Annotated in this window: 15 protein-coding genes and 2 tRNA genes; 1 reads left to right on the top strand and 16 read right to left on the bottom strand. The window is 60.5% G+C overall.

Translation table 11 applies throughout. The annotated features are described in order from the left end of the window. Positions 1–20: 20 nt before the first annotated feature. The 10 genes from nusA to rlmE form a co-directional block, all read right to left on the bottom strand. Complete coding sequence (gene nusA / locus BLX42_RS20125; RefSeq protein ID WP_046788153.1) at positions 21–1,502, bottom strand: transcription termination factor NusA; 1,482 nt, start codon at positions 1,500–1,502, stop codon at positions 21–23. A 59-nt stretch (positions 1,503–1,561) separates the two neighbouring features. Beyond that, complete coding sequence (gene rimP, locus BLX42_RS20120; protein ID WP_042111874.1) at positions 1,562–2,020, bottom strand: ribosome maturation factor RimP; 459 nt, start codon at positions 2,018–2,020, stop codon at positions 1,562–1,564. A gap of 130 nt (positions 2,021–2,150) precedes the next feature. After that, positions 2,151–2,227 (bottom strand) — tRNA-Met (locus BLX42_RS20115). 98 nt (positions 2,228–2,325) lie between these two features. Beyond that, a tRNA-Leu gene (locus BLX42_RS20110) sits at positions 2,326–2,411 on the bottom strand. A 21-nt stretch (positions 2,412–2,432) separates the two neighbouring features. Continuing rightward, positions 2,433–2,825: a preprotein translocase subunit SecG gene (gene secG, locus BLX42_RS20105; RefSeq protein WP_012312651.1), complete on the bottom strand. Its 393-nt coding sequence runs from the start codon at positions 2,823–2,825 to the stop codon at positions 2,433–2,435. Between the two features lie 4 nt (positions 2,826–2,829). Next, positions 2,830–3,585 (bottom strand): triose-phosphate isomerase, encoded by a 756-nt coding sequence (tpiA, locus tag BLX42_RS20100; protein WP_039603947.1) that lies wholly within the window; start codon positions 3,583–3,585, stop codon positions 2,830–2,832. 66 nt (positions 3,586–3,651) lie between these two features. Beyond that, entirely contained in the window at positions 3,652–4,992 is a 1,341-nt protein-coding gene (gene glmM, locus BLX42_RS20095) for a phosphoglucosamine mutase (protein ID WP_046788152.1), read from the bottom strand. Positions 4,993–5,008: 16 nt separating this feature from the next. Then, complete coding sequence (gene folP / locus BLX42_RS20090) at positions 5,009–5,860, bottom strand: dihydropteroate synthase (protein ID WP_161872469.1); 852 nt, start codon at positions 5,858–5,860, stop codon at positions 5,009–5,011. Positions 5,861–5,868: 8 nt separating this feature from the next. Then, complete coding sequence (gene ftsH / locus BLX42_RS20085) at positions 5,869–7,773, bottom strand: ATP-dependent zinc metalloprotease FtsH (RefSeq protein WP_012312647.1); 1,905 nt, start codon at positions 7,771–7,773, stop codon at positions 5,869–5,871. A 203-nt stretch (positions 7,774–7,976) separates the two neighbouring features. Continuing rightward, the gene (gene rlmE, locus BLX42_RS20080) at positions 7,977–8,603 is read right to left on the bottom strand and encodes a 23S rRNA (uridine(2552)-2'-O)-methyltransferase RlmE (protein WP_012312646.1); all 627 of its coding nucleotides are present in this window, start codon (positions 8,601–8,603) and stop codon (positions 7,977–7,979) included. 102 nt (positions 8,604–8,705) lie between these two features. Between rlmE and yhbY the strand changes: the two genes are divergently transcribed. Next, a complete protein-coding gene (yhbY, locus tag BLX42_RS20075) occupies positions 8,706–9,014 on the top strand; it encodes a ribosome assembly RNA-binding protein YhbY (protein WP_003249945.1) in 309 nt (102 codons plus the stop codon). 12 nt (positions 9,015–9,026) lie between these two features. Here the strand turns inward: yhbY and BLX42_RS20070 are convergent, their stop codons facing one another. The 6 genes from BLX42_RS20070 to dnaJ form a co-directional block, all read right to left on the bottom strand. Further along, positions 9,027–9,476, bottom strand: coding sequence for a hypothetical protein (locus tag BLX42_RS20070; RefSeq protein ID WP_012312645.1), 450 nt, complete (start codon positions 9,474–9,476; stop codon positions 9,027–9,029). Beyond that, positions 9,454–9,936, bottom strand: a complete 483-nt coding sequence (gene greA / locus BLX42_RS20065; RefSeq protein ID WP_012312644.1) for a transcription elongation factor GreA — start codon at positions 9,934–9,936, stop codon at positions 9,454–9,456. Before greA ends, BLX42_RS20070 begins: the two co-directional genes overlap by 23 nt. Next, positions 9,933–13,154 (bottom strand): carbamoyl-phosphate synthase large subunit, encoded by a 3,222-nt coding sequence (gene carB, locus BLX42_RS20060; protein WP_012312643.1) that lies wholly within the window; start codon positions 13,152–13,154, stop codon positions 9,933–9,935. The genes greA and carB overlap by 4 nt, the downstream gene beginning before the upstream one ends. Positions 13,155–13,259: 105 nt before the next feature. Beyond that, positions 13,260–14,396: a glutamine-hydrolyzing carbamoyl-phosphate synthase small subunit gene (carA, locus tag BLX42_RS20055; RefSeq protein WP_039602472.1), complete on the bottom strand. Its 1,137-nt coding sequence runs from the start codon at positions 14,394–14,396 to the stop codon at positions 13,260–13,262. A 374-nt stretch (positions 14,397–14,770) separates the two neighbouring features. Continuing rightward, the gene (gene dapB / locus BLX42_RS20050; protein WP_119688248.1) at positions 14,771–15,574 is read right to left on the bottom strand and encodes a 4-hydroxy-tetrahydrodipicolinate reductase; all 804 of its coding nucleotides are present in this window, start codon (positions 15,572–15,574) and stop codon (positions 14,771–14,773) included. Positions 15,575–15,587: 13 nt separating this feature from the next. Further along, complete coding sequence (dnaJ, locus tag BLX42_RS20045; RefSeq protein ID WP_039602362.1) at positions 15,588–16,712, bottom strand: molecular chaperone DnaJ; 1,125 nt, start codon at positions 16,710–16,712, stop codon at positions 15,588–15,590. Between the last annotated feature and the right edge of the window lie 175 nt (positions 16,713–16,887).

Here is a 16,887-nt window from a genome sequence, read left to right as displayed (position 1 = left end):
TCTCCTCAGGCCGCGCCTAATTACTCGAACCAGTGGGCTCGGGCGGCCATGATCAACTTGCCGGCACGCTCTTGGTCGATGCCGTCGATGTCGAGCAGGTCGTCAATCGACTGCTCGGCCAGGTCTTCGCGGTTAACCACGCCGCGCACCGCCAGTTCCGCCGCCAGGTCCTTGTCCATGCCCTCAAGGGAGAGCAGGTCTTCGGCCGGATGGGCGTCTGCCAGTTTTTCTTCGGTAGCGATGGCCTTGGTCAACAAACGGTCCTTGGCTCGAGCGCGGAGCTCATTGACGATATCCTCGTCAAAGCCATCGATGTTGAGCATTTCTTCCAACGGTACGTAGGCAATTTCTTCAAGGCTGGTAAAGCCTTCGTCGACCAGCACTTGGGCCAGCTCCTCGTCGACTTCCAGTTCCTCGATGAAGTTGCGCAGGATGTCACCGGTTTCCGCCTGCTGCTTGGCCTGGATGTCCTTCTCGGTCATCACGTTCAGGGTCCAGCCGGTCAACTGACTGGCCAGGCGAACGTTCTGACCACCACGGCCAATGGCCTGGGCCAGGTTGTCCTCGGCAACGGCGATGTCCATGGCATGGGCATCTTCGTCAACGATGATCGCCGCGACTTCAGCCGGCGACATGGCGTTGATGACAAATTGCGCCGGGTTCTCGTCCCACAGGACGATATCCACACGCTCGCCACCCAGCTCGCCGGATACGGCCTGGACGCGCGAACCGCGCATGCCGATACAGGCACCCTGCGGGTCGATGCGCTTGTCCTTGGAGCGGACGGCGATCTTGGCACGCGATCCCGGATCACGGGAAGCGGCCATGACTTCAATGAGGCCTTCTGCGATTTCCGGCACTTCGATGCGGAACAGTTCGATCAGCATCTGTGGCGCGGTGCGCGACAGGATCAGCTGCGGACCGCGGTTCTCGGTGCGGATTTCCTTGAGCAGCGCACGCAAGCGCACGCCAACCCGGAAGGTCTCACGTGGAATGATGTCTTCGCGAGCCAGCAGCGCCTCGGCGTTGTTGCCCAGGTCGACGATGACGTTGTCGCGGGTAACCTTCTTGACAGTACCGGAGATGATCTCGCCAACGCGTTCGCGGTAGGCATCGACCACCTGGGCGCGCTCGGCCTCACGGACCTTCTGCACGATGACCTGCTTGGCGGTCTGGGCGGCGATACGACCGAATTCGATGGACTCGATCTTCTCCTCGATCACGTCACCCACCTTGGCTTCAGGGTGAGTCTCGTGGATCTTGGCCAGCCAGGTCTCGATTGCCGGATCGTCCAGATCGGCTTCGTCGACCACGGTCCAGCGACGGAAGGTCTCGTAGCTACCGGTGTGGCGGTTGATTTCCACACGCAGGTCGACTTCGTCTTCAAAACGTTTTTTGGTTGCAGTAGCCAAGGCCACTTCCAGCGCTTCGAAAATGACGCCGGGCGGTACACCTTTTTCGTTGGATACCGATTCAACAACCAGCAGTACTTCTTTGCTCATCGTACGCCTCGCCTTGCGCAAGCCATTGGGCCCGGATAGTCCGCCGGGCCCGGCACGTCTCAGTCAAAACTGGGAATAATATTGGCCTTGTCGATCGAGTCGATCGGCAACAGGAACTCATGACTGTCCACCTGGACCACCACATCCTGCTCCTCCACACCGCGGAGAAGGCCCTGGAAGTTACGACGACCCTCGAAGGGCGTACGCAGCTTGATCTTCACTTGTTCGCCGGCATGCGAGGCAAACTGTTCCAGCGTGAACAGCGGGCGATCCATGCCTGGAGAGGACACCTCAAGGGTATATTCACTGCTGATCGGATCTTCCACATCAAGAATGGCGCTGGCCTGACGGCTGACCGCTTCACAGTCCTCCACCAGAATGCCGCCTTCCTTGTCGATATAGATGCGCAATACCGAATGCTTACCCTGGGAAACGTACTCGATCCCCCAGCATTGATAGCCCAGACCCTCGACCACCGGGGCCAACAAGGCCTGCAACTGTTCTAGCTTGCTCGACACCTGAACCCCCTCGTGCATGCTGTGCAAATAAAAAATGGGCGAAGCGCCCATCCCTGAAAGCGCCGTTGGACAACGACGCCGTAAACTGTTCGGCTAGCAAAAAGCCCCTGAAAAGGGGCTCCGCTGAAGCTGGTTGCGGGGGCTGGATTTGAACCAACGACCTTCGGGTTATGAGCCCGACGAGCTACCAAGCTGCTCCACCCCGCGACAAAGCTGGGGCGAAAGTATAAGACTGAACCCGTCGCTGGGTCAATCTAACCTCCACCTGCAAGAAAGCCCGCTAAAGCGGGCTCTCAAGCTTTAATTGGTACCGAGAAGGGGACTCGAACCCCTACACCCTATGGGCACAACCACCTCAAGGTTGCGTGTCTACCAATTCCACCACCTCGGCAATATTACTTCTTGAAACCCGTTACTTCTGCTCTTCGGCTGGAGGAGGTACGTCACCCGCTGGGGTGGTTTCGCTCTTCTGCTCCTGGAGCACCGGTACATCATCATTTACTGCCGGCTTTGGCTGCTTTACTTCCAACACCGCTGGATCCGGAAGTCCCGCCTGACCAAGCTGGTGAGCTTGTTGCTTGGCGAAGTATCCTAACCCAAGTGCTGTCAAAAAGAAAGTGGCAGCAAGTATAGCAGTGAATTTACTCAGGAAGGTAGCAGAACCTTGGCTTCCGAACACAGTATTTGAAGCACCTGCGCCGAAAGATGCACCTGCTTCCGCACCCTTACCCTGTTGCAACAGCACCAGCACTACAAGCGACAGCGCTGCCAACAGATGAAAAACAACGATGACTGTTTCCAGCATTTGTTCAGTTTCCTGCGGCGCGACAAATTGCACCGAATTCGTCTGCGTTCAGGGATGCTCCACCAATGAGCCCCCCATCAATATCCGGCATGCCGAACAGTTCGGCCGCATTGGCCGCCTTCACGCTACCGCCGTAGAGAAGCTGCACATTCTGCGCAACTTCGGCGTCCTTCGCTGCCAACTGCTTACGGATGGCTGCATGCACATCCTGAGCTTGCTGCGGCGAGGCCGTCAAACCTGTACCGATGGCCCATACAGGCTCATAGGCAATTACTGCATTGGCAAAAGCGGCAATACCGAACGCGTCGATAACACTGCTTAGTTGACGCCCTACAACTTCAAGCGTCTTGCCTGCTTCGCGCTCTTGTAGAGTTTCCCCTATGCAGAGCACCGGCGTCAAACCACTTTTCTGAGCAGCTGCAAACTTGCGATTAAGCACTTCTTCACTTTCACCGATAACCTGGCGACGTTCGGAGTGACCAATCAACACCAACTTGCAACCCACTTCAGCCAACTGACTCGGTGCAACTTCACCAGTCAGCGCACCCTGTTCGGGCTGTACTGCAGAATTCTGTGCTCCAACGATGATTCCTTTGCCTTTGAGGCCATCAATGACTTCATTGATGAACAGGGCGGGAGGAAAAACCGCGACTTCGATACCTTCGGGAATGAGCATATTGCCCAAGCCCTGAGTCAGCTCAGCGACGCTGGCGCGGGTACCGTGCATCTTCCAGTTACCAGCTACCATGGGGCGACGCATGCTTTACCTCGTCGGTCAAAGTGGGCGCAGATCTTACCCAACCAGATCTGCGCTGGCAAGCCCAATTCAGACACAAACTTCAGCGACCAGTTTGGCCAGGGCTTCGGCATGCGTGCGCACCTGGCTTTCATCGTCACCTTCAACCATCACCCGCACCAACGGCTCGGTGCCCGACTTGCGCAACAGCACACGCCCACGCCCTGCCATGTCCTCGGTAACCTTGGCACTGGCCTCCTTGACAGCCGGATGCTCCAAGGGGTCGACCTTGCTGGCCCCGAAGCGAACATTGATCAACACCTGCGGGCACTTGCGCAAGGCCTGGCGAGCCTGCGCCAGGGTCTCGCCGCGGCGCTTGAGCGCCAGCAGTACCTGCAGTGCGGCAATGATCGCATCACCGGTGGTGGTGTGGTTGCAGCACACGACATGCCCGGAGTTTTCACCCCCCACCAGCCAGCCGCGCTCCAGCAGCTCGGCCATGACGTAGCGGTCGCCAACCTTGGCCCGCACGAAAGGAATGTCCAGGTCCTTGAGTGCAAGCTCCAGGCCCAGGTTACTCATCAGCGTACCGACCACCCCGCCCTGCAGCTTGCCCCGCTCGTGCAGGTCCCGGGCGATGATGAACAACAGCTCGTCGCCATCGACGATCGCGCCGGTATGATCGACCATCAACACCCGGTCACCATCACCGTCGAAGGCAATGCCCAAGTCGGCGTGACCGACTAGCACTGCCGCCTGCAGCGACTCGATGTGGGTCGAGCCGCAGCTTTCGTTGATGTTCAGGCCGTCAGGCTGTGCATGCAGCACCGTCACTTCGGCACCCAGCTCACGGAACACGCTCGGCGCGACTTTGTAGGTGGCGCCATGAGCGCAGTCGACCACCAGCTTGAGCCCTTCGAAGCCGGTGCTGGACGGCACACTGCTCTTGCAAAACTCGATGTAGCGGCCAGCGGCATCGTTGATGCGCGAGACCTTGCCCAGCTTGCTCGAGCCGACCACCGTCATCGGCTGGTCAAGAAGCTCCTCGATCATCAGCTCGATTTCGTCGGGCAGCTTGGTGCCCTGGCCTGAGAAGAACTTGATACCGTTGTCATCGTGCGGGTTGTGCGAAGCGCTGATGACGATACCCGCTTCAGCATGGAAGGTACGGGTCAGGTAGGCGATGGCCGGGGTAGGCATCGGCCCGAGCAGCAAGACGTCAGCACCTGCAGCAGAAAGGCCCGCCTCGAGCGCGGACTCGAACATGTAACCGGAAATGCGCGTGTCCTTGCCCACCAACACGCGGCAGTTACCCTGCTTGCGGAAGGCCATGCCCGCCGCCCAGCCCAGCTTCAGCATAAAGTCAGGGGTGATCGGGTATTCGCCGACGCGGCCACGGATGCCGTCGGTACCAAAGTATTTTCTGCTCATAGGGACTCCACTGTTCTTATTCGGCGCTCTGTACCGCAGCAATCATGCGCACCACATCGGCGGTCTCGGCCACATCATGGACGCGCAGAATGCTGGCACCCTTGGTCATGGCCAAGGCCGCCAGCGCCAGGCTGCCGTACAGCCGCTCACCAACCGGACGATCCAGCGTCAGGCCGATCATGCTCTTGCGTGAAACACCCACCAGCAACGGGCGCCCGAGACTGTAAAGTGCTTCCATATGCTTGAACAGGCTCAGGTTATGCGCCAGTGTCTTGGCGAACCCGAAACCCGGGTCGAGGATGATGCGTTCGGCACCGATACCCGCTGCTGCGCAAGCCGCCATCCGCTGTTCAAGATAGCGCGTTACATCGGCGGTCACATCCTCGTAATGCGGGTCGTCCTGCATGTTCCCCGGCTCACCGCGCATGTGCATCAGGCACACCGGCAGCCCGGTATCTGCAGCGGCATCGAGGGCGCCATCGCGCTCCAGCGCACGCACGTCGTTGATCAGGCCAGCACCGAGGCGAGCCGACTCACGCATGACGGCAGGCGTTGAAGTATCGACCGAAATGACCACATCAAGGCGACTATTGATTGCCTCGACCATCGGCGCCACACGCTCGAGCTCCTCGGTCACCGAGACCGCACGGGCGCCGGGGCGCGTCGATTCGCCGCCGATGTCGATCAGCGTCGCGCCCGCCGCAACCATGGCTTCTGCATGACGCAGGGCCTCGTCGCGCTGACTGAAGCGCCCGCCATCAGAGAAGGAATCGGGGGTGATATTGAGGATACCCATGACATGGGTACGGGACAAATCAAGAACCCGGTTGCCGCAAGGCAACCGGGTCGGGTACAGCTTAGAGCTCATAGATGCCCTTAGTGTTGAGCCGCTGGGCCGCCGATCGGCGATTCAGGGCGATCATTCTGGGCAGCAGGCGTGCCCGAAGTCTTGTCGTCATCCCAGTCACGCGGTTCGCGAGGCGTACGACCGGACATGATGTCGTCGATCTGGTCGGCGTCGATGGTCTCGTACTTCATCAGCGCTTCGGCCATGGCATCGAGCTTGTCGCGGTTGTCGGTCAGCAGCTGCTTGGCAGTGGCGTAGCACTGGTCGATGATGCTGCGCACTTCCGAGTCGATCAGCTTGGCCGTTTCGCCAGAAACACTGGCGTGCTGGCTGCCGGCGCTGCGGCCGAGGAAAACCTCACCCTCTTCTTCGGCATACATCAGCGGGCCGAGCTTCTCGGACAGGCCCCACTTGGTGACCATGTTCCGGGCAATCTGGCTGGCACGCATGATGTCGTTCGAGGCACCGGTGGTAACACCGTCGAAGCCCAAGGTCATTTCCTCGGCGATACGGCCACCGTACAGCGAGCAGATCTGGCTGATCAGAGCACGCTTGGACAGGCTGTAACGGTCTTCCTCGGGCAGGAACATGGTCACACCCAGGGCGCGACCGCGCGGGATGATCGAGACCTTGTAAACCGGGTCATGCTCAGGCACCAGGCGACCAACGATGGCGTGACCGGCCTCGTGGTAGGCGGTGTTCTGTTTTTCCTTCTCGGACATGACCATGGTCTTGCGCTCGGCGCCCATCATGATCTTGTCTTTGGCCAGTTCGAACTCTTTCATCTCGACCAGGCGCTTGTTGGAGCGCGCAGCGAACAGCGAAGCTTCGTTGACCAGGTTGGCAAGGTCAGCACCGGAGAAGCCTGGAGTACCACGGGCAATGACTGCCGGGTTGACGTTCTCGCCGATCGGAACCTTGCGCATGTGAACCTTGAGGATCTGCTCACGACCACGGATGTCTGGCAGGCCGACCACCACCTGGCGGTCGAAGCGGCCAGGACGCAGCAGGGCCGGATCCAGTACGTCCGGACGGTTGGTGGCGGCGATGACGATGATGCCATCGTTCATTTCAAAGCCGTCCATCTCGACCAGCAACTGGTTGAGGGTCTGCTCACGCTCATCGTGACCGCCGCCCATGCCGGCGCCACGGTGGCGACCAACGGCGTCGATCTCGTCGATGAAGATAATGCATGGGGCGTGCTTTTTGGCCTGCTCGAACATGTCGCGCACACGGCTGGCACCCACACCGACGAACATCTCGACGAAGTCCGAACCGGAAATGGTGAAGAAAGGCACCTTGGCTTCGCCGGCAATGGCCTTGGCCAGCAAGGTCTTACCGGTACCCGGCGGGCCGACCATCAGCACACCACGCGGGATGCGGCCACCCAGACGCTGGAACTTGCCCGGGTCGCGCAGGAACTCGACCAGCTCGCCGACTTCTTCCTTGGCCTCGTCGCAACCTGCAACGTCAGCCAAAGTGGTCTTGACCTGGTCTTCGGAAAGCAGGCGCGCCTTGCTCTTGCCGAAGCTCATCGGCCCGCCCTTGCCGCCTGCACCGCCCTGCATCTGGCGCATGAAGAACATGAACACGGCAATGATCACCAGGATCGGGAAGCTCGCCACCAGCAGCTGAGTCCAGATGCTCTGCTGCTCGGGCTGCTTGCCTTCGACGACCACGTTATTGTCGACCAGGTCGCCGATCAGGCCGTTATCGGTAATGGCCGGGCGAACGGTCTTGAAGCTGTCGCCGTCGGCGCGCTTGCCGGTAATGATGTAGCCGTCGACGGTCACACGCTCGACCTTGCCATCCTTGACCTGCTGGATGAAGTCGGAGTAGTTGAGGGTCTGCGGCTCGTTAGGGCTGGAGAAGTTGTTCATCACTGTCACCAGGACAGCTGCGATGATCAACCACAGGATCAGATTCTTTGCCATGTCGTTCAATTCGCTACCCTCTGAGGCCGGCGCACGACGCAGCCGTGCCTCGCATGATATTCATCGCCCTAACTTACTACATTACCTACGCAACCGCAGGCACCGTCTGTAACCCTTTGTGAAATCTAGACTACACGAAGTTCGGACAATCCAGACGGGGCGGCCGATTGGAAATAACTATCGACCACCCCGCAGCACGCCATTCAAGCGCCCTTGAAACCCTTACCCAACAGGTACTGTTCACGCGAGCGATCCCGTGAAGAGGACGGCTTGCGCATCTGCACCTTGTCGAACTTGGTGCGCACATCCTTTAGGTACATGTCAAAGCCTTCGCCCTGGAAAATCTTGATCAGAAAATCACCGCCGGGCTTGAGCACACGTGTTGCCAGGTCCAGGGCCAACTCACAGAGGAACATGGCGCGCGGCATGTCCACCTCAGGCGTACCACTCATATTGGGGGCCATGTCGGAAATCACAAGGTCTACGTGCGAATCACCGACCGCATCGAGGATCTGCTGCAGGACCTCATCCTGGGTGAAGTCGCCCTGGATGAAGGTAACGTCCGGGATCGAGTCCATTTCCAGAATGTCCGAAGCGATCAGACGGCCCTGGCCACCAATCAGACGACTGGTCACCTGCGACCAGCCACCCGGCGCCGCGCCCAGGTCGATCACGCTCATGCCTGGGCGGATCAGGCGGTCTTTCTCCTGGATCTCCAGCAGTTTGTAGCTCGCACGCGAGCGGTAGCCATCCTTCTGCGCCTGCTTAACAAAAGGGTCGTTAAAATGCTCTCGCAGCCAGTTAGCGCTGCTTTTGGAACGTTGTACCACGGGGCACCTCGATGATATGCGTCGTGTTTGACTGGGCGGAGCCACAGGCCCTCGGGTAAAATACCCGTCAATTTTACAGAATCAGACGGAAAGGGTCAGATTATGCCGCTCAATAACGAGCAGAAGAAGCAATACAAATCCATTGGTCATGACCTGAAACCGGTCCTGATCGTTGCTGGCAACGGTTTGAATGAAGGCGTGATCGCCGAACTGGAGCGCGCACTGGTCGACCACGAGCTGATCAAGGTCGAAATTCGCTCGGAAGATCGCGAAGAGCGCGCCGAGACCATCGCAGAGCTGTGCAAGGCCGGCCGCGCCGAGCTGGTGCAGACCATCGGCAAGAAAGCGCTGATCTACCGCAAGAACCCACAGCCGAACAAACAGCTGTCCAACATCCACCGCTACAAGTAACGGTGGCGCCGATCAGTGGCGCGCTTGGCGCGCCCTGACCGGTACCGGTTGAGCCACCAGCACGATGCCGGAAAAACCCAGAACCAGAAAACAGAACATTTGCCAGCGCTCGCCGACCGAGATGCCATAGCGCAAGGTGTAATACCCCACGCAGGCCGCAAAGCCGAGCAACAGCATCTGGCCACGAAATTGCCGCCACCAGGCCGCCAGGCCATCGACCCTCGCCAGTACTGCCAGCTGCGTCAGCAGCCCGAGCAACGCCACGCCAATCAACCAACGGTCAATCTGACCGGCGATATCCTGTACCAGCAAAGGTGCCAGGCCACTGACCTTGAGCGCAGGCACCAGCCCAACATGGAACACCCAAAGGCCACCGACCCAGAAAACCTGGGCCAGTTGCCAGAGGATCCCCTCAAGGGATGGCGCCCGCAGGCGCCGGTCAGATGTGCTTGACTTCGACAATCTCGTACTCGACCGAGCCGCTTGGCGTCTTGACGACGACAGTATCACCTTCTTCCTTGCCGATGATGGCACGGGCGATCGGTGCGCCGCTCGAGAGCTTGCCTTGCTTCACGTCGGCTTCATCCTCACCAACGATCTGGTAGCTCACCTCTTCATCGGTTTCAGTGTTGGCCAGCACCACAGTGGTGCCGAAAATCACCTTGCCGGTGTGAGGGATAGTGGTCACGTCGATCACTACCGAGTTCTGCAGACGGCCTTCGATGTCGCGGATACGCGCCTCGACCATGCCCTGCTCCTCACGGGCGGCATGGTATTCGGCATTTTCCTTGAGGTCGCCCAGTTCGCGCGCTTCGCCAATGGCCTGGCTCAGGCGCGGGCGCTCGGTCTTGCTCAGGAACAGGTGCTCCTCTTCCAGGGCGCGAGCGCCCTGAACGGTCATCGGATACTTGGTAATGCTCATGCTTTAAGTCCTGCATGCAGATCCTGCAAGCGACGAACGGTCTTTTCAGGGCCGAATTTCAGCGCTTCGCAGATGGCTTCACCAGCCGCAATGGTCGTGGTGCAGTAGATCTTGTGCTGCAACGCATTGCGACGAATCGAATAGGAATCGGCAATCGACTGACGACCTTCGGTGGTGTTGATGATCAACGACACTTCGTCGTTCTTGATCATGTCGACCACGTGCGGACGGCCTTCGGTCACCTTGTTCACGCGGCGCACTTTCAGGCCGGCCGCCTCGATGACCTTGGCGGTACCTGCAGTAGCGACCACTTCGAAGCCCAGGGCGATCAGGTCACGGGCAACGCCAGCCACCTGTGGCTTGTCGTCGTCACGTACGCTGATGAACGCGGTACCGCCAGTTGGCAGTACTTCGCTGGCACCCATCTGAGCCTTGGCGAACGCTTCACCGAAGCTGTCACCGACACCCATGACTTCACCGGTCGATTTCATCTCAGGGCCGAGGATCGGGTCAACCCCCGGGAACTTCGCGAACGGGAAGACGGCTTCCTTGACGCTATAGAAGTTCGGGATGATTTCCTGGGTGAAGCCCAGCTCTTTCAGGGTTTTGCCAGCCATGACGCGGGCAGCGATCATCGCCAGGGAAGTGCCGATGCACTTGGACACGAACGGCACGGTACGCGAGGCGCGCGGGTTGACTTCAATCACGTAGATCTTGTCGCCCTGCAAGGCCAGCTGCACGTTCATCAGGCCAACCACGCCCAGCTCCAGGGCCATCTTGCGCACCTGATCGCGAACCTGGTCCTGCACGTCCTTGCTCAGCGAGTACGGCGGCAGCGAGCACGCCGAGTCACCGGAGTGAACGCCGGCCTGTTCGATGTGCTGCATGATCGCGCCGATCACCACGTCGGTGCCGTCACAGACCGCATCCACGTCCATCTCGATGGCGCAGTTGAGGAAGTGGTCCAGCAGTACCGGGCTGTCGTTGGACACTTGCACGGCTTCACGCAGGTAGCGCTTGAGCTCGTCCAGTTCGTAGACGATCTCCATCGCGCGGCCGCCCAGTACGTAGGACGGGCGCACCACCAGCGGGTAACCGATACCGCCCGCAGCACGGATGGCTTCTTCTTCGCTGCGCACGGTAGCGTTTGGCGGCTGCAGCAGGTTCAGGCGCTGAACCATCTGCTGGAAGCGCTCACGGTCTTCGGCACGGTCGATGGCGTCCGGGCTGGTACCGATGATCGGTACGCCGGCCTCTTCCAGGGCGCGAGCCAGTTTCAGCGGGGTCTGGCCGCCGTAGTGGACGATGACACCCTTTGGCTTCTCGACGCGGCAGACTTCCAGCACGTCTTCCAGGGTCAACGGCTCGAAGTACAGACGGTCGGAGGTGTCGTAGTCGGTGGAGACGGTTTCCGGGTTGCAGTTGACCATGATGGTCTCGTAACCGTCTTCACGCAGTGCCAGTGCCGCGTGCACGCAGCAATAGTCGAACTCGATGCCTTGACCGATACGGTTAGGGCCGCCACCCAGAATCATGATCTTGTCGCGGGTCGACGGGTTGGCCTCGCACTCTTCCTCGTAGGTGGAGTACAGGTAGGCGGTGTCGGTGGCGAACTCGGCAGCGCAGGTGTCGACGCGCTTGTACACCGGGAACACTTCCAGCTTGTGGCGGTGACGGCGCAGGTTCTTGTCGGTGATGCCGAGCAGCTTGGCCAGACGCTGGTCCGAGAAGCCTTTGCGCTTGAGGCGCAGCATGTAGTCCTTGTCGATCGCCGACAGGGCCAGGGTCTTGACCTTCTCTTCTTCCTTGATCAGGTCTTCCATCTGCACCAGGAACCACATGTCGATGCCGGTCAGGGCGAAGATCTCTTCGCAGGTCATACCCGAACGCATGGCGTCAGCCACGTACCAGATGCGCTCGGCGCCCGGCACGGTCAGCTCGCGCTTGAGGATGCCAGCGGCTTCCGGGCTGGCCAGGTCGACTTTAGGGTCGAGACCGCAAGCACCGACTTCCAGGCCACGCAGGGCTTTCTGCAGGGATTCCTGGAAGGTACGGCCGATGGCCATGACTTCACCCACGGACTTCATCTGGGTGGTCAGACGGGCGTCGGCTTTCGGGAATTTCTCGAAGGCGAAGCGTGGCAGCTTGGTGACGACGTAGTCGATCGACGGCTCGAAGGACGCCGGGGTACGGCCGCCAGTGATGTCGTTCTGCAGTTCGTCCAGGGTGTAACCAATGGCCAGCTTGGCGGCGATCTTGGCGATCGGGAAGCCAGTTGCCTTGGAAGCCAGCGCCGAGGAACGCGAAACACGCGGGTTCATCTCGATCACGACCATGCGGCCGGTGTTCGGGCAGATACCGAACTGCACGTTGGAACCGCCGGTTTCAACGCCAATTTCACGCAGCACCGCCAGCGAGGCGTTGCGCATGATCTGGTATTCCTTGTCGGTCAGGGTCTGCGCCGGAGCAACGGTGATCGAGTCACCGGTGTGCACGCCCATCGGGTCGAAGTTTTCGATCGAGCAGACGATGATGCAGTTGTCCTTTTTGTCGCGGACCACTTCCATCTCGTACTCTTTCCAGCCGATCAGCGATTCGTCGATCAGCAGCTCTTTGGTCGGCGACAGGTCCAGACCACGGGTGCAGATTTCTTCGAACTCTTCACGGTTGTAAGCGATACCACCGCCTGTGCCACCCATGGTGAACGACGGGCGAATGATGCATGGGAAGCCAAGCTTCTCAAGGACCGCATTGGCCTCTTCCATGCTGTGGGCGATACCGGAGCGCGGGCACTCCAGGCCGATATCCTTCATGGCCTTGTCGAAGCGCGAACGGTCTTCGGCCTTGTCGATGGTGTCGGCGTTGGCACCGATCATCTCTACGCCGAACTTCTCCAGAACGCCGTGGCGCTCCAGGTCCAGGGCGCAGTTCAGTGCGGTCTGGCCACCCATGGTCGGCAATACGGCGTCCGGGCGCTCTTTTTCGATGATCTTGGCCACCGACTGCCACTTGATCGGCTCGATGTAGGTGGCGTCGGCCATGGCCGGGTCGGTCATGATGGTGGCTGGGTTGGAGTTCACCAGGATGACGCGGAAACCTTCCTCGCGCAGGGCTTTACAGGCCTGGGCGCCGGAGTAGTCGAATTCGCAGGCCTGGCCGATCACGATCGGGCCAGCGCCGAGAATCAGGATGCTTTTGATGTCTGTACGTTTTGGCATGGTGGTCACTCAAATCCGGGGTCAGTCGGCAAGCCGCTTTGAACAATCTGGGTCAGGCGCTTCCGGGCGCGGCAGGTGCCGGCCCGGGGCCTTGAAGCAGGATGCTCAGCGGCGCTTGGCCATGGCATCGGTGAAACGATCGAACAGTGGCGCGACGTCGGTCGGGCCCGGGCTCGCTTCAGGGTGGCCCTGGAAGCTGAACGCGCTCTTGTCGGTACGCTCGATACCCTGCAGGGTGCCGTCGAACAGCGACTTGTGGATGGCGCGGACGTTACCCGGCAGGGTGGCTTCGTCTACGGCGAAACCGTGGTTCTGGCTGGTGATCATGACCACACCGGTGTCCAAGTCCTGGACCGGGTGGTTGGCACCATGGTGACCGTGGCCCATTTTCACGGTCTTGGCGCCAGAGGCCAGCGCCAGCAGCTGGTGGCCCAGGCAGATGCCGAACACCGGAATATCGGTGTCGAGGATCTCTTTGATCGCCTGGATCGCGTAGTCGCATGGCTCCGGATCACCAGGGCCGTTGGACAGGAACACACCATCGGGGTTGAGCGCGAGCACTTCACTGGCCGGGGTCTGGGCAGGCACCACGGTCACGCGGCAGCCACGGGCGACCAGCATGCGCAGGATGTTCAGCTTGACGCCGTAGTCGAAGGCAACAACGTGGTACGGCAGCTCGGAAGCTTCCAGGGTCGGGTGGCTGTCGGTTTTCAGCTCCCACACGCTGGAGCGCCACTCGTAACGCTCCTTGGTGGAAACGACCTTGGCCAGGTCCATGCCCTTGAGGCCAGGGAAGGCGCGGGCAGCGGCGATGGCGGCTTCTTCGCTGATGTTGTCACCGGCGAGGATGCAGCCGTTCTGAGCGCCCTTTTCACGCAGGATACGGGTCAGGCGACGGGTGTCGATGCCGGCGATGGCAACGACATTGTTGGCCTTGAGGTAGTCGGGCAGCGACTGGGTGTTACGCCAGTTGCTGGCCAGCAGCGGCAGGTCACGGATGACCAGGCCGGCGGACCATACACGGTTCGACTCGGCGTCTTCCGGGGTGGTACCGGTGTTGCCAATGTGCGGGTAGGTCAGAGTAACGATTTGCTGCGCGTAGGAAGGGTCTGTAAGGATTTCCTGGTAGCCGGTCATAGCGGTGTTGAACACCACCTCACCAACGGTCTGACCGTCGGCTCCGATGGCTTCACCGCGAAAAATACTGCCGTCGGCAAGGGCGAGTATGGCTGGCTTTGTCAAGAAGACCTCCCGTAAATCAAGCATGAAAGGGCGATCGCAGGTTGCAAAAAAGCGGAGTGACGTATGGACACGTCACCCCGCTTCTATGTGCTGAATTCAATTCGCTGCGCGCTTTTAGTGGACACACTAAAGCTGTAGCTTACAGAAAAGTGCTTTTTTGGTCTACCGCAAATGTGCCTCTAAAACACATGATTGCGACAGGCTGACCTTCTTGGGCAATGAACACGCGTGTAGGAGCGGCCTTGTGTCGCGAAAGGGTCGCAAAGCGGCCCCAGGATATCAGCGGCGCCACAGATATCCTGGGACTGCTGCGCAGTCCTTTCGCGACACAAGGCCGCTCCTACCAGGGATCACATGTACCCCGAGGGAACGGCTTAACGCAGCTCTAGCACATCCTGCATGTCGTACAAGCCCGCCTCGCGCCCATCCAGCCACAGCGCGGCACGCACCGCACCCTTGGCGAAGGTCATGCGGCTGGAAGCCTTGTGGGTGATTTCCAGGCGCTCACCTTCAGCGGCGAACAGCACGGTGTGGTCACCGACCACATCGCCGGCACGCACGGTGGCAAAGCCGATGGTCTTGCGATCACGCGCGCCCGTCTGGCCCTCACGACCATACACCGCCACTTCCTGCAGATCACGGCCCAGGGCATTGGCAACCACCTCACCCATGCGCAGCGCAGTGCCTGACGGCGCGTCGACCTTGTGGCGGTGGTGCGCCTCGATGATCTCGATGTCGACATCATCGCCCAGCACACGCGCCGCCATGTCCAGCAACTTCAGGCTGAGGTTGACGCCTACGCTGAAGTTGGCGGCGAAGACGATCGGGATATCCTTGCCTGCCTCGGCCAGCAACTGCTTCTCCTCGCTGGTGAAACCGGTGGTGCCGATGATCATCGCCTTGCCATGCTTGCGGCAAAACGCCAGGTTCTTCAGGGTCACCGAAGGGTGAGTGAAGTCGATCAGCACGTCGAATTCGTCGGCAACCTTGGCCAGGTCATCCGACAACAGCACGCCGATCCGACCGAGCGCCGCCAACTCACCGGCATCCGCACCGACCAGCGAGCTGTCCGGGCGGTCGATCGCCGCCGTCAGCCCGGCACCTGGGGTTTGCTGCACGGCTTCGATCAGGGTCTTGCCCATCCGCCCTGCCGCGCCCATCACTGCAATACGTCGCATAGCCTGTTCCTTGTCAGAGATCGCCGAAGAAGCGCTTCACGCCATCGAACCAGCCATTGGCCTTGGGCGAGTGGGAGCTGTCGCCTTCGAGCGAGTCGCGCAGCTCTTCGAGCAGTTCACGCTGGCGACGGCTGAGGTTGACCGGGGTCTCGACCGCAACGCGGCACAGCAGGTCACCCGCACCACCACCACGCACCGGTGCCACACCCTTGCCACGCAAGCGGAACTGCTTGCCGGTCTGCGTACCTTCCGGGATCTTCAGCTTCACACGACCATCGAGGGTCGGCACTTCCAGCTCGCCACCCAGAGCGGCATCGGTATAGCTGATAGGCACTTCGCAATACAGGTGCTTGCCGTCACGCTGGAAAATCTCGTGCTCACGCACGTTGATCACCACGTAAAGGTCGCCGGTCGGGCCACCATGGGTGCCTGCCTCGCCTTCGCCGGACAGGCGGATGCGGTCGCCAGTGTCGACGCCGGCCGGCACCTTGACCGACAGGGTCTTGTATTCCTCGACACGGCCTTCACCGTGGCACGAACCGCAAGGGTCGGTGATGATCTTGCCCTGGCCATGGCAGCGCGGGCAGGTCTGCTGCACCGAGAAGAAGCCCTGCTGCATGCGCACCTGGCCGATACCGCCGCACGTCGGGCAGGTCGACGGGGTCGAACCCTTCTTCGCACCACTGCCGTCACAAGGCTGGCAGTTGACCAGGGTCGGCACCCGAATGCTGACCGTGGTGCCGCGCACGGCTTCTTCCAGGTTCAGCTCCAGGGTGTAGCGCAGGTCGCTGCCGCGCGAAGCGCCACCACGACCACCGCCACGACCACCACCGAAGAAGTCACTGAACACATCGCCAAAGATGTCGGAGAAGTTGGCGCCACCGAAGCCTGCACCGCCGCCACCCATGCTCGGGTCGACGCCGGCGTGACCATACTGGTCGAACGCCGCCCGCTTGCTCGCGTCAGACAGCACTTCGTAGGCCTCGTTGGCCTCCTTGAACTTGTCTTCGGACTCTTTATCGCCCGGGTTGCGGTCCGGGTGGTACTTCATCGCCAGGCGGCGATAAGCCTTTTTCAGGTCTGCTTCACTGGCGCCGCGCTCGACACCCAGGACCTCATAATAATCACGCTTGGACATAGGTCATTTGCACCTTGTTGGGCGTTCGGCATCCGCGCCGCGCCGTCAGCACCCGCCTGAAGACCCGATGCGGCCCAGACAAATGCTGTAAAAATTCTCGAATTCCAGATACGCCAACGCGGGAGCAAGCCCCCGCGCGGCGACATCCTACCAGCTCACCGCCAAACGGCGGTGG

It is taken from the genome of Pseudomonas sp. SG-MS2 (genome assembly GCF_009933855.1).
Lineage (GTDB): Bacteria > Pseudomonadota > Gammaproteobacteria > Pseudomonadales > Pseudomonadaceae > Aquipseudomonas > Aquipseudomonas putida_E.
Note: the sequence above shows the minus strand (reverse complement) of the source record. Positions and strands in the feature narration are given on the sequence as shown.